The sequence below is a fragment of the Pseudomonas sp. FG86 genome, assembly GCF_057808775.1.
The window spans coordinates 1-12365 of the sequence record NZ_JBMDIS010000081.1 but is presented as its reverse complement, the minus strand read 5'-3'; the positions used below and the strand labels follow the sequence as shown (position 1 = coordinate 12365).

Annotated in this window: 16 protein-coding genes; 9 read left to right on the top strand and 7 right to left on the bottom strand. The window is 59.4% G+C overall.

Features of this window, described 5'->3' with window-relative positions:
- Window positions 1–12 precede the first annotated feature (12 nt).
- Window positions 13–981 (top strand): L,D-transpeptidase family protein, encoded by a 969-nt coding sequence (locus ACODSV_RS29725; protein WP_024074209.1) that lies wholly within the window; start codon window positions 13–15, stop codon window positions 979–981.
- Window positions 982–1120: 139 nt separating this feature from the next.
- On the opposite strand, the gene oprI is transcribed toward ACODSV_RS29725, so the two are convergent.
- Window positions 1121–1372 (bottom strand): outer membrane lipoprotei OprI, encoded by a 252-nt coding sequence (gene oprI / locus ACODSV_RS29720; RefSeq protein WP_024074210.1) that lies wholly within the window; start codon window positions 1370–1372, stop codon window positions 1121–1123.
- Window positions 1373–1983: 611 nt separating this feature from the next.
- Between oprI and ACODSV_RS29715 the strand changes: the two genes are divergently transcribed.
- A complete protein-coding gene (locus ACODSV_RS29715) occupies window positions 1984–2265 on the top strand; it encodes a GNAT family N-acetyltransferase (protein ID WP_003189869.1) in 282 nt (93 codons plus the stop codon).
- A gap of 79 nt (window positions 2266–2344) precedes the next feature.
- Here the strand turns inward: ACODSV_RS29715 and ACODSV_RS29710 are convergent, their stop codons facing one another.
- Together ACODSV_RS29710 and ACODSV_RS29705 are read right to left on the bottom strand one after the other, a co-directional pair.
- Window positions 2345–3421: a 3-deoxy-7-phosphoheptulonate synthase gene (locus tag ACODSV_RS29710; protein ID WP_024074212.1), complete on the bottom strand. Its 1077-nt coding sequence runs from the start codon at window positions 3419–3421 to the stop codon at window positions 2345–2347.
- A 131-nt stretch (window positions 3422–3552) separates the two neighbouring features.
- Window positions 3553–3987, bottom strand: a complete 435-nt coding sequence (locus ACODSV_RS29705) for a PilZ domain-containing protein (RefSeq protein ID WP_069075551.1) — start codon at window positions 3985–3987, stop codon at window positions 3553–3555.
- Here ACODSV_RS29705 and ACODSV_RS29700 point away from each other — a divergent pair.
- The 5 genes from ACODSV_RS29700 to cysB all read left to right on the top strand — a co-directional run bounded on the left by ACODSV_RS29700 (window position 3986) and on the right by cysB (window position 7906).
- On the top strand, window positions 3986–4372 hold the full coding sequence (locus tag ACODSV_RS29700) for a YbbN family protein (RefSeq protein ID WP_150056147.1): 387 nt from the start codon (window positions 3986–3988) through the stop codon (window positions 4370–4372). The two genes, ACODSV_RS29705 and ACODSV_RS29700, sit on opposite strands and share 2 nt — an antisense overlap.
- A complete protein-coding gene (locus ACODSV_RS29695) occupies window positions 4369–5322 on the top strand; it encodes a putative 2-dehydropantoate 2-reductase (RefSeq protein ID WP_024074215.1) in 954 nt (317 codons plus the stop codon). Before ACODSV_RS29700 ends, ACODSV_RS29695 begins: the two co-directional genes overlap by 4 nt.
- A gap of 15 nt (window positions 5323–5337) precedes the next feature.
- Entirely contained in the window at window positions 5338–6255 is a 918-nt protein-coding gene (locus tag ACODSV_RS29690; RefSeq protein ID WP_024074216.1) for a 5'-nucleotidase, read from the top strand.
- A 70-nt stretch (window positions 6256–6325) separates the two neighbouring features.
- Complete coding sequence (locus ACODSV_RS29685; protein ID WP_024074217.1) at window positions 6326–6826, top strand: universal stress protein; 501 nt, start codon at window positions 6326–6328, stop codon at window positions 6824–6826.
- Window positions 6827–6931: 105 nt separating this feature from the next.
- The gene (gene cysB, locus ACODSV_RS29680) at window positions 6932–7906 is read left to right on the top strand and encodes an HTH-type transcriptional regulator CysB (RefSeq protein WP_017849520.1); all 975 of its coding nucleotides are present in this window, start codon (window positions 6932–6934) and stop codon (window positions 7904–7906) included.
- A 5-nt stretch (window positions 7907–7911) separates the two neighbouring features.
- Here the strand turns inward: cysB and ACODSV_RS29675 are convergent, their stop codons facing one another.
- Together ACODSV_RS29675 and ACODSV_RS29670 are read right to left on the bottom strand one after the other, a co-directional pair.
- Complete coding sequence (locus ACODSV_RS29675; protein WP_150056148.1) at window positions 7912–8394, bottom strand: GreA/GreB family elongation factor; 483 nt, start codon at window positions 8392–8394, stop codon at window positions 7912–7914.
- A 12-nt stretch (window positions 8395–8406) separates the two neighbouring features.
- On the bottom strand, window positions 8407–8775 hold the full coding sequence (locus ACODSV_RS29670; RefSeq protein ID WP_069075549.1) for a hypothetical protein: 369 nt from the start codon (window positions 8773–8775) through the stop codon (window positions 8407–8409).
- Window positions 8776–8907: 132 nt separating this feature from the next.
- Between ACODSV_RS29670 and earP the strand changes: the two genes are divergently transcribed.
- Complete coding sequence (gene earP, locus ACODSV_RS29665) at window positions 8908–10041, top strand: elongation factor P maturation arginine rhamnosyltransferase EarP (RefSeq protein ID WP_150056149.1); 1134 nt, start codon at window positions 8908–8910, stop codon at window positions 10039–10041.
- 49 nt (window positions 10042–10090) lie between these two features.
- Window positions 10091–10663, top strand: a complete 573-nt coding sequence (locus ACODSV_RS29660; RefSeq protein ID WP_024074221.1) for an elongation factor P — start codon at window positions 10091–10093, stop codon at window positions 10661–10663.
- Window positions 10664–10728: 65 nt separating this feature from the next.
- Here ACODSV_RS29660 and ACODSV_RS29655 read toward each other — a convergent pair whose 3' ends face one another.
- Both ACODSV_RS29655 and ACODSV_RS29650 read right to left on the bottom strand, forming a co-directional pair.
- A complete protein-coding gene (locus ACODSV_RS29655; RefSeq protein ID WP_150056150.1) occupies window positions 10729–11745 on the bottom strand; it encodes an alpha/beta hydrolase in 1017 nt (338 codons plus the stop codon).
- 26 nt (window positions 11746–11771) lie between these two features.
- Window positions 11772–12191: an organic hydroperoxide resistance protein gene (locus tag ACODSV_RS29650; protein ID WP_024074223.1), complete on the bottom strand. Its 420-nt coding sequence runs from the start codon at window positions 12189–12191 to the stop codon at window positions 11772–11774.
- Window positions 12192–12365: the final 174 nt, after the last annotated feature.

The following is a 12365-nucleotide window of genomic DNA, read 5'->3' as shown; positions in this document are numbered from 1 at the left end:
AGGATTTACCGGATGTTGTCGCGCCTTTCCGTCGTCACCTGCTGCCTGTCTCTTGCTGCCCTGTGTGCGTCTGGCTCTGCCGCCGCCTTGCAGTTGCCCTTGCCACCACCCGGTGAAGACATCGTCGGCCAGGTCCAAGTGATCAAGGCCAAATACGAAGACACCTTTGCCGACCTGGGTACCACCTACGACCTCGGGTACTCGGAGATGGTCGCCGCCAACCCGGGCGTCGATGCCTGGTTGCCCGGCGCGGGCACCGAGATCGTGCTGCCGACGCAGTTCATCCTGCCGCCAGGCCCTCGCGAAGGTATTGTGATCAACCTCGCCGAATACCGTCTCTACTACTATCCGAAGGGCCAGAACGTCGTCTACACCTTCCCGCTGGGGATTGGTCGTGAAGGCTGGGGCTCGCCAGTCGCCCATACCAGCATTATCGCCAAGACGCCGAACCCGACCTGGACCCCGCCCGCTTCGATCAAGGCTGAGCATGCCGCCGAGGGCGACCCGCTGCCGAATGTCGTGCCCGCCGGCCCGGACAACCCCCTGGGGCCGTTCAAGTTCACGTTGGGCACGCCGGGTTACCTGATCCACGGTTCGAACAAGAAGTTCGGTATCGGTACGCGTACCAGCCATGGCTGCTTCCGCATGTTCAACAACAACGTGCTGGAGATGGCCAGCATGGTGCCGGTGGGCACGTCGGTGCGCATCATCAACGATGCCTACAAGTTCGGCAGCCGCGGTGGCAAGGTGTATCTGGAAGCGCATACGCCCCTGAACGACGACGGCACCCCTTCGGTGGTCGACAAGCATACGGCGGTGATCAACGCCCTGCTCAAGCGTGAAGACCTGGCCAATCACCTGCGGGTGAACTGGGATCAGGTGCGTGATGTGGTGGCTGCCGAAGATGGCCTGCCGACTGAGATCGGTGTGCCGAGCGCAGCGCCGATGGTGTCGAGCACGCCGATCGACCTGCAGCAGTAAGCCTGCTTGACCCAAATCCCGCTTCGGCCTTGCGCCGGGGCGGGATTTTTATTGCCGGTTCCCGCCGGGAGCGTGAAATTCAGGCAATAAAAAAGCCGATCCAAAAATGGATCGGCTTGATAACAACCCCGAAGGATTATTACTTCTTGCTTGCTTTTTCAAGCATGCGCAGAGCGCGCTCGTTAGCTTCGTCAGCAGTCTGTTGTGCTTTTTGAGCAGCAGCCAGAGCTTCATCAGCTTTACGGTAGGCTTCGTCTGCACGAGCCTGGGAGCGAGCTGCTGCGTCTTCAGTTGCAGTCAGACGAGCTTCGGTTTCTTTGGAGACGCTGCTGCAACCGGTAGCCAGAACTGCGGCCAGAGCCAGAGCAGAGAATTTCAGAACGTTGTTCATCGTGTTCCCCTTCAAGGACTTTCTATTAAATGGCTACTTTCTCAGGGTGAGCTAATAGCCGGCGTACATACTACCCATTACTTGTAGTAAGTAAACTGACGTAGCGCAAGAAGCAAAAAAAATTCTTGTGCCGAATCTATTTTGGCTAATCTTTTGGCAGTTTGTATAAAAAGTGTTCAATTTTTTGCAGTCGCAGGAGGATTGAGGCCGGGCTGAAATCGCCGCCCCGCATGCGTTAGGCCTTGTAAATAGATGAAGATTTATATAAAGAAGCTGACACTTTCGTTCCGGTCGCCGTTACCGCCCCAGGCATCTTTTGCGCATGTAGAGGTGACTTTAAGAGCGGCAGTTCGTCTCAAGGTTCAACTGCCGGCAATGTTCAGGCTATCGGTCACCGGTTGATCGAGGCTCTTTCTATATCCACCAGTGGCAGGGATGACGAGCGCGCCTTGAGCAATTGCGGGATTGGTGCCTACTATTCTCTACGTGCTGGTTGTGAGCGCTCAGGGTTTTCTCGTTGTCGAAACCGGCACGGGGTGGCGTAGATGTTCCTTCGCCGGAAAAACATCGGTAAGGTAGGGGTCAAAATTCAAGACCCGCGAGGAGTAGTGATGAGCGAGGCGTTGTCCATCCACCATGACCAGGCTGGTCATCAGTTCGAGACCAATGTGGACGGTCATCGTGCCTACCTGACCTACATGGACCTCGGGAAGCAGACCCTGGATATCTATCGGACCTTCGTGCCCAACGCACTGCGAGGCCGTGGCATTGCGGCCGCGTTGACCGAGGAGGCGCTGAAGTTCGCCGAAGAAGCCGGTTATACGGTGATCCCGTCGTGCTCCTATGTCGAACGCTACATGGAGCGGCATCAGCGCCACGCCGCTAAACTGTAAGGCAGTGACAGCACCATGAAAAACGCCGGGCCATGGCCCGGCGTTTTTGTGTGCGCCCAATTCAGATACAGGTGCGGTCTCAGTTGCGTTTGCGCTTGGGCAATACGTCCTTGAGCTTGGCATGCATGCTGCGCAGGGTGTTCTCGGTGGCAGTCCAGTCGATGCAGGCATCGGTGATCGACACGCCGTACTGCAGGTCGGCGAGGTCCTTTGGAATCGCCTGGCAACCCCAATTCAGGTGGCTCTCGACCATCAGGCCAATGATCGACTGGTTGCCCTCGAGGATCTGGTTGGCAACGTTTTCCATCACCAACGGTTGCAGGGCCGGGTCCTTGTTGGAGTTGGCGTGGCTGCAATCGACCATGATGTTCGGCTTGATCTTGGCCTTGGCCAGCGCCTGTTCGCACAGCGCAACGCTGACCGAATCATAGTTGGGCTTGCCGTTGCCACCGCGCAGCACCACGTGACCGTAGGCGTTGCCCTTGGTGGTGACGATGGAGACGCCGCCTTCCTGGTTGATCCCCAGGAACCGGTGAGGGCTGGAAACCGATTGCAGCGCGTTGATCGCTACGGTCAGGCCGCCGTCGGTGCCGTTCTTGAAGCCCACGGCTGAGGACAGGCCGGACGCCATTTCGCGGTGGGTCTGGGATTCAGTGGTGCGCGCGCCGATGGCCGACCAACTGATCAGGTCCTGCAGGTACTGCGGGGAGATCGGGTCGAGGGCTTCGGTGGCAGTGGGCAGGCCCATTTCGGCCAGGTCCAGCAGCAACTTACGACCGATATGCAGACCGTCCTGGATCTTGAACGAGTCGTCCAGGTACGGGTCGTTGATCAAGCCTTTCCAGCCGACGGTGGTACGCGGCTTCTCGAAATACACGCGCATCACCAGGTACAAGGTGTCGGACACTTCCGCCGCCAGCACCTTGAGGCGCTCGGCGTATTCGTGGGCAGCCTTGAGGTCGTGGATCGAGCAAGGCCCGATGACGACGAAGAGGCGGTGGTCAGTGCCGTCGAGAATGTCACGGATGACTTCGCGACCCTTGGTGACGGTCTGCAGGGCAGCGTCGCTCAAGGGGATTTCGCGCTTGAGCTGATCAGGTGTGATCAGCGTCTCGTTGGATTCGACGTTAAGGTCATTGATCGGTAAATCAGCCATCGTGTTACTCGTCAGGGTCACGGGTGCCGGCCGCCAGCCATCCCCGTGCGGCGGAGCACAGCATGATTTGAATGCAGGGGGGAGGAACCTTAGCGCGTAACACGGGCCCGCGACAATGGGCAAAGCCGGCTTTAATCCAGTGCTGGCTGCACAAGCGCCTCATGGGAGAACTCGCCGGCATGGCGCGAAACCCATTCGCGGGCCAGTGCCTCGACCTGCTGGGGCGTCGGCTCGGTATCTACGTGCAGGCGGCAGTAGCGTTCGATCTGGCACACTTGCTCGCCCATTCTTGCACCGAACAAGGCATGTTCATCGGTAAAGGCAACCCCCACGCGATAGCCACTGCCAGCCTTGCGACACCACGCCACATAGCCCGGATAACGGGCGCTGGCGCCCAGTGAGGGAATGCGAAACTCGATCGCGGTACCCTGGCGCCAGGCGCGCGGGCAATTGCAGGCGATGCCACTCAGGCCGATAGTGTGCAGGCGTTGGCGGGGAAGGGGGGGAGCGGGACGTTGGATCAACAGGGCAGCGACATCATCAGGGTGAGGTAAAAAACGACCCATGTACACGGACTCCGAGCACCGTTCAGTTGACGGCGGTGGCAGCAGTATAGTGAAGGAACAGGTATTGACCGACCTGGATATTGACCAGCAATTGCTGGCTTTGCCAGGCATTTCGCTCGTCGTGTTCGTCAGCGAGGGGTGTTCCAGTTGCCGCTGGGCACGTCAGCAGGTGCCGGGCTGGCGTTTGCCCGTGGACCGGGTGTGCTGGGTCGATGCCGGGCACAACGGCGGTGCGGTGGAACGCTACGAGATCTTTCATTTGCCGGCGCTGTTCGTGGTGTGCGAGGGTCAATTCCTTGGGCAAATATACACACCGATCGTGGCTGCCGAGCTTGCCGACGCCATTAATCAAGCACTTACCCGTACTCCAGAGGATTTGCCATGACCGTACAGTCGCCCCGCATCGGTATTATCGGCACCGGTGCCATCGGTGGTTTCTATGGCCTGATGCTGGCGCGCGCCGGGTTCGACGTGCACTTCCTGCTGCGCAGCGAATATGCGGCGGTCAGCGAACGTGGCCTGCACCTCAACAGTACGGTGCATGGCCGCTTGCACCTGCACCCGGTGCAAGCCTATGCCCGCGCCGCTGACATGCCGCCGTGCGATTGGCTGCTGGTGGGCACCAAATCCACCGGTAACCCGGAGTTGGCCCCCACCCTTGCTCAGATCGCGGCGCCGGACGCCAAGGTCGTGTTGCTGCAAAACGGCCTCGACGTCGAAGACAGCCTGCGCGAGCACTTGCCGTCGTCGCTGCATCTGCTCGGCGGCCTGTGCTACATCGGTGTGCATCGCTCCGGGCCCGGCGTCGTCGAGCATCAGGCCCTGGGCCGGGTCAACCTGGGGTACCACAGCGGTACTGCGGCCAACGATGAAGCTCGTCAGAAAGCGATTGTCGAAGAGGGCGCCGCGTTGTTTCATCAGGCGGGCATTGAGTCTCAGGCCATGGCCAACGTGCACCTGGCGCGCTGGCATAAACTGGTGTGGAACGTGCCCTACAACGGTCTCTCCGTGCTGTTGGGCGCGGGAACCACGGCCATGATGGCGGACGAATCCAGCCGGGAACTGATCCAGGCGCTGATGGCCGAAGTGGTGCAGGGCGCCCATGCCTGCGGCCATCAAATCCCGGCCAGCTATGCCGAGCAGATGTTCACCATGACCGAGACCATGGATGACTACCTGCCGAGCATGTACCACGACCACGTGCACAAACGCCCGTTGGAGCTGGCCGCCATATACGCCCGGCCACTGGCCGCCGCCAAGGCCGCCGGTTGCGAATTGCCGCGGATGCAGGCGCTGTACCAGGCCTTGAGTTTTATTGATCGGCATAACCGCTGATTCGGAGGAAAGCACATGGCGAATGGACTGGGCGACAAACTGGTGCTGGCGATTTCATCGCGGGCGCTGTTCGACCTGAGCGAGAGCCATAAGGTCTACCTGGCCGAAGGGGTCGAGACCTACCGCAAATACCAGATCGAACATGAGGAAGAAATCCTGGAGCCCGGTGACGCCTTCCCGCTGGTCAAGAAGCTGCTGAGCCTCAATGCCAGCCTGGGCCGCGCCCGGGTCGAGGTGGTGCTGGTGTCGCGCAACAGTGCCGACACTGGGTTGCGCGTGTTCAATTCTATCCAGTATTACGATCTGGATATTTCCCGCGCAGCCTTCGTAGGAGGGCGTAGTCCTTATCCTTATTTGGCGGCATTTGGTTGCCATCTGTTTCTTTCCACCCATGCTGAAGATGTGCGCAGTGCCCTTGACGCCGGGTTTGCCGCTGCGACGATTCTGTCGGGCGGTGCACGCCGGGCGTCGAGCGAGGAATTGCGGATCGCGTTTGACGGGGATGCGGTGCTGTTTTCCGATGAGTCCGAACGTGTCTACCAAAGCGGTGGCTTGGCGGCATTCCAGGCCAGCGAGCGCGAGTCGGCGCGCCAACCGTTGCACGGTGGTCCGTTCAAAGGCTTCCTCGCCGCACTCAACCTGTTACAGCGTGAGTTTCCCGACGAGGCGTGCCCGATTCGCACGGCCTTGGTCACAGCCCGTTCAGCACCGTCCCACGAGCGCGTGATTCGTACCTTGCGCGAATGGGATATCCGCCTGGACGAATCGTTGTTTCTTGGCGGGTTGGAAAAATCCGCGTTTCTGGAGGCCTTCGCCGCCGATGTGTTTTTCGATGACCAGGCCGGTCATTGTGAGAAAGCCAGAGAGGTGGTGGCCACCGGGCATGTGCCCCATGGCATCAGTAATGAGGTGAAGATTCAGGCCGAGAGCTAAGTCAGTCGAACTCGCCGAGGCGCTGCTAAGCTCATTCAATCCCCGCCATCCTGGCAGTCCAGGAGGTTCTATGATTCGTTCGATGCTGTACGCCACGGACCTTGGTCTGTATGCGCCTTATGTGATGCAACATGCACTGGCGCTGGCGCGAACGTTCAAGGCCGACCTGTATGTGATCCATGTGGTCGAGCCCATCGGCTTGTTCGCCGAATCGGTGTTGCAGAGCTACCTTGATGAGAAAGCCCTGAACGAATGGCAGAGCCAGGGGCTGACCACGGTGATGGCGACGATCGAGCAGCGTGTGCTGGAGAGTTTTCGCGAAGAGTTGGGGGAAGGTGCGCTGGACCTGAAGTTGATCCGTTCGGTACGAGTGATCCAGGGGGACCCTTGCGAAGTGATCCTTGGTCAGTCACAGAAACTCTCCGTGGATTTGCTGATCGTAGGTAGTCATACCCAAACCGTCGGGGTGGCAACACCCTTGGGGCGAACCGCTGCGCGAGTGCTCCAGTTGTCCCAGGTACCAGTCTATCTGGTACCGCTGTTGCAGCGTCGGCGCAGTGATGACATGTGATCGGTCAATGAAGGATAAAAAGTTCTAGATTTATCTGTCGAACCTTTAATATAGTTATATACCGTCGCTGATACCCGTGGCGTCTATCTGCTTTGAGGGACACATATGAAGCTTCAACAACTGCGCTACATCTGGGAAGTGGCGCACCACGACCTCAACGTTTCCGCTACCGCTCAAAGCCTTTACACCTCGCAACCCGGTATCAGCAAGCAGATCCGCCTGCTCGAAGACGAGTTGGGCGTCGAAGTGTTCGCACGCAGCGGCAAGCACCTGACCCGTGTCACTCCAGCCGGTGAGCGCATCATTACCACCGCTGGCGAGATCCTGCGCAAAGTCGAGAGCATCAAGCAGATCGCCCAGGAGTTCTCCAACGAGAAGAAGGGGACTCTGTCGATCGCCACCACCCATACCCAGGCGCGTTATGCATTGCCGCCGGTGATCCGCGATTTCATCAAGCAGTACCCGGACGTGGCCCTGCACATGCACCAGGGTTCGCCGATGCAGATCGCCGAAATGGCGGCTGACGGCACCGTCGACTTTGCCATTGCCACCGAGGCCCTGGAGTTGTTTGGCGACTTGGTGATGATGCCGTGCTACCGCTGGAACCGCTGCGTTGTCGTGCCCCAAGGTCACCCGTTGGCCAAGCTGCCGAAGCTGACCCTGGAAGCCCTGGCGGAATACCCGATCGTGACTTACGTGTTCGGTTTTACCGGCCGTTCCAAGCTCGACGAAGCCTTCAGCCATCGCGGTCTCACGCCGAAAGTGGTGTTCACCGCAGCCGATGCCGACGTGATCAAAACCTATGTTCGCCTGGGCCTGGGCGTGGGGATTGTCGCCAAGATGGCGGTCGACACGCAGCTCGATAAAGACCTGGTCGTGCTCGACGCCAGCGAGTTGTTCGAGTCCAGCGTGACCAAGATCGGTTTCCGTCGCGGTACTTTCCTGCGTGGCTTCATGTGCGACTTCATCGAGAAGTTCGCTCCGCACCTGACCCGCGAAGTCATGGCCAAGGCGATCCAGTGCCACAACAAGCAGGAACTGGAAGAGCTGTTCGACGGCGTAGAATTGCCCGTCCATTAAGTGGTTTATCTGGCCTCGGTAACCGTAAAGTGTTGCCGGGCGCCTGCCACCAGAATCTCCACATCGTCACCTTCGAACTTGCCCAGCAGGCTTTTGCCCAGGGGTGAGCGCGGGGTGATGACGGTCACCGGTTGCCCCACCACATCCACCTTCAAGCCCGCCGCATCCGGTGCCAGGAACAGCCACTGCTGGCGGCCATTCTCGTCCTCCAGGCCCATTAGCGTGCCGACTTCTATGCCACGTTGATCATCGTACGCACGCAGTGGCAGGTTCTGGCACAGCGCCAGCGACTGCTTGATTTCCTCGACGCGTTTGGCCTGTCCGGCCGCCAGGTAAGATGCCTCCAGTCCGAGGGTGTCGTATTTGTTTTCGGCGATATTTTCTTCGTGGGTCGCGGTTTCGTAGGCGGTCTGCGCGGCGCGCTGTGCAATATCGAGGTCGACGGTGAGTTTTTCCAGAATCAACTGGAGGACGGCGTGTTTATTCATGGCTGTGCTTGATCATTCGCAAAATTGCAGGACATTGGCCTTGCTCTTTTCATTCGGCGCGTTCTGGTCCTGTTGCAACCAGAACTGGCATTTTGGGTTGGACAGGTTGCGCGCATTGTTGCGCGCCTGGTCCAGGGTCTGCTGTTGTTCCTGCTTGCGAAGGTTGTCTTGATACTGTTCGAACATACGGTTGGGTGGTTCCGGTGCAGCAGGGGCCGGTTTGCCGAGTTGCTGAACGGCCTGGGCCACGGGGGCAAGGCTTTGCGGGAACAGGTAGCGCGACGCCAGCCAAGTGGTCAACGCAATGGCGATGAACCCCAGCCACACGCCGAGGGCGATGGCGACACACAGCTTGAGCAACGACAATGGGCGATCCGACATGGCGGCCTCCTGGCAGGCATTTGTGGCGTGGCGGCGATTGTCGCACAGCCACTGTGCAGAATAATCGCGATCAAGCCTTCTGCATCAGGGCATTTATGCGGACAATCGAGCCTTTGAGCGTTGGAGCCCGGAATGAAAGCCCGCTGGGATATTTTTTGCAGCGTCGTCGACAACTATGGCGACATCGGCGTGACCTGGCGCCTGGCCCGGCAACTGGTGGTAGAGCACGGTTGTGATGTGCGTTTGTGGGTCGATGACTTGCGGGCGTTCGAGCGCCTGTGCCCTGAGATTGACGTGCAGTCGGGGCAGCAATGGCAAGAGGGCGTTGACGTGCATCATTGGCCGGCGGATTGGGCTGCTACGCCGTCCGCCGATGTGGTGATCGCCGCTTTTGCCTGCCAATTGCCCCCTGACTACATGGAAGCCATGGCCGCGCGCGCGCGTACGCCGTTATGGATGAACCTCGACTACCTCAGTGCCGAGGACTGGGTGGTGGGTTGCCATCGCCTGCCTTCGGTGAAGTTCAAAGGGGTACAGAAGTACTTCTTTTTCCCCGGTTTTCGGCCGGGTACCGGTGGTCTGTTGCGCGAGGCCGGTTTGCTGCAACAGCGCCAGGCGTTTCAACAGGATGCCGCTGCGCAGCAACAATTCCTGCGCTCCTTGGGCGTGCTTCCTGCAACCGGTGCGCGGCTGATGTCACTGTTCGCCTACGAAAATGCCGGCCTCGCCAGCTGGCTTGACGTTCTTTCGACGGATGGGCGTGCCACTCATCTGTTGGTTCCGGAAGGCCGCATCCTCGGTGATGTGCAGCGTTGGCTCGGGGTCGATGGGTTGGAGGCGGGGGATGTCCACCAGCGCCAAGCCCTGACCGTGCAGGTGCTGCCCTTCGTGCGCCAGGAGCAATATGACCGCCTGCTGTGGTGCTGCGAGTTCAATGCCGTACGTGGCGAAGACTCCTTCGTGCGTGCCCAGTGGGCCGGGCGTCCTTTGCTGTGGCACATCTATCGCCAGGACGAAGACATCCATCTGGACAAGCTCGACGCCTTCCTGCAGTTGTACACCGCTGCATTATCGCCGGCCGCCAGGGCGGCGTTGGTTGCGCTTTGGCAGGCCTGGAATACGGACGGCGATATGGCGCAGCCGTGGAAAAGACTGCTGGAACACTGGCCGGAAGTGAGCGCACACGCCGAAACGTGGTGTCTGGAACAAGGCTTGCAGGCCGATCTTGCGACGGCGCTGGTACAGTTTTATGAAAGTTGGATATGATACGCGACCTTGATTTTTGTAAACCCCATCCAAATTTCGGATATCTGCAATGAAAACTGGTAAAGAACTGAAACCCGGTATGGTGATCCGTATCGACAACGATCCTTGGTTGGTTCAGAAAGCTGAGTTCACCAAGTCGGGCCGTAACAGCGCGATCATGAAGACCAAGCTGAAGAACCTGCTGACCGGTTACAAGACCGAAACCGTTTACAGCGCCGATGACAAGCTGGACGACGTGATCCTCGACCGTAAAGAAGCGACCCTGTCGTTCATCAGCGGCGACGCCTACACGTTCATGGACACCACTGACTACACCATGTACGAGCTGAACGCTGAAGACATCGAAGCCGTTCTGCCGTTCATTGAAGAAGGCATGACCGACGTCTGCGAAGCTATTTTCTTCGAAGAGCGCCTGGTTTCCGTAGAGCTGCCTACCACCATCGTGCGTAAGGTTGCCTACACCGAAGGTTCCGCTCGCGGCGACACTTCGGGCAAGGTGATGAAGCCTGCCAAGCTGGCTAACGGTACCGAGCTGCAAGTTGCCGATTTCATCGAAATCGACGACCTGATCGAAATCGACACCCGCGAAGGTGGTTCGTACAAAGGCCGCGCCAAGAAGTAATTCTGGCCCCGCTGATACGAAAAAAAGCCCGACCTTGAGTCGGGCTTTTTCGTGGGCGCTGCTTTTTACTTCAGGTGTTGCTTCAGCTCCTGCGATGCCTGCAGCAAGGCCGAACGCACCGCTGGCACTTGGCTGACCACATTGAGCAAGCCGTAGTCGTGGATCATGCCGTTATAGCGCACGGCGGTCACTGGGACGCCGGCCTGGTCCAGCTTGCGCGCATAGGCTTCGCCCTCGTCCCGCAGCACGTCGGCACCGGCCGTCTGAATCAGCGCGGGCGGCAAGCCCTTGAGCTGATCGGTGGTCGCCCGCAACGGCGAGGCGTAGATCTCGGCCCGCTGCTGGGCGTCGGTGGTGTAGTTGTCCCAGAACCATTTCATCATGTTCCTGGTGAGGAAGTGCCCTTCGGCGTACTGGTTGTAGGACGCTGTCTCGAAGTTGGCATCGGTCACCGGCCACAGCAGCAACTGGAACTTGATCGCGGGTGTGCCCTTGTCCTTGGCCATCAGGCTGACGACGGCTGCCATATTGCCGCCGACGCTATTGCCCGCGACCGCCAGGCGTTTGCCGTCGACGTTGATGTCCTTGCCGTGCTCGGCGACCCATTTGGTTGCGCCATAGGCCTGGTTGATCGCCACCGGGTAGTGCGCTTCCGGTGAAGGCGTGTAGTTGACGAAGACCGCCACGGCTCCCGAACCCACCACCAGATCGCGCACTAGGCGCTCGTGAGTCGGGTAATCGCCCAATACCCAGCCGCCGCCGTGGAAGAACATGAACACCGGCAATGTGCCCTTGACCCCGGCTGGCCGCACGATGGTCAGGCCCAGCGGCTGGCCATCGACCTGGATGGTCTTCTGGCTGACGTCCGCCTTGGGCAAGGTCAACTTCACACCCGCCTGAGCTCCCGTCAGCACGGCACGGGCGTCCTTGGGCGTCAGTTGCTCCATCGGCTTGCCGGTGCCGGCGTTCAAGACATCGAGGAATGCCTGGGTGTTGTGCTCGACATCATCCGTCGCCGCGAACGCGTGGGTGATGGACAGGGCGAGCAGGGTGCCAGTAAGCGCTTTGCCAAATCTGTTCATGTTCTTCTCCAGGTGTCGCAGCAGGGTTAGACGGTTACGTGCAGGCGCACATCGACGTTGCCACGGGTGGCGTTGGAGTAAGGGCAAACCTGGTGAGCCGCGTCGACCAGGCTTTGCGCATCGTCCTGAGCCAGGCCGGGCAGGCTGATGTGCAGGTCGATGTCCAGGCCGAAACCGCCGGGGATCTGGCCGATACCGACATGAGCCGTGATCGAGGCGTCATCCGGGATCTTGCGTTTGGTCTGGCTGGCGACGAATTTCAGGGCGCCGATAAAGCAGGCCGAGTAGCCGGCGGCGAACAGTTGCTCAGGGTTGGTGGCCTGGCCACCGGCACCGCCCAGTTCTTTAGGTGTGGAGAGTTTGACGTCGAGGATGTTGTCGCTGGAAACAGCACGACCATCACGGCCGCCAGTGGAAGTGGCTACTGCGGTGTAGAGAGTTTGCATGGTGTGGTCCTCTTGGTTTGTAACGCTAAATGTTTGCGCGCTAAGTAGTTGGTGAAGTGAATGTATAGCGCTAATGTTTTGCGCGCAAGATAAATTTACAAATATTTTTGTGGGGCGCTACAAAGCAATATGGGAGGGCGCTTGCTCCCGATGGTGGTGGGTCAGTCAATAGAT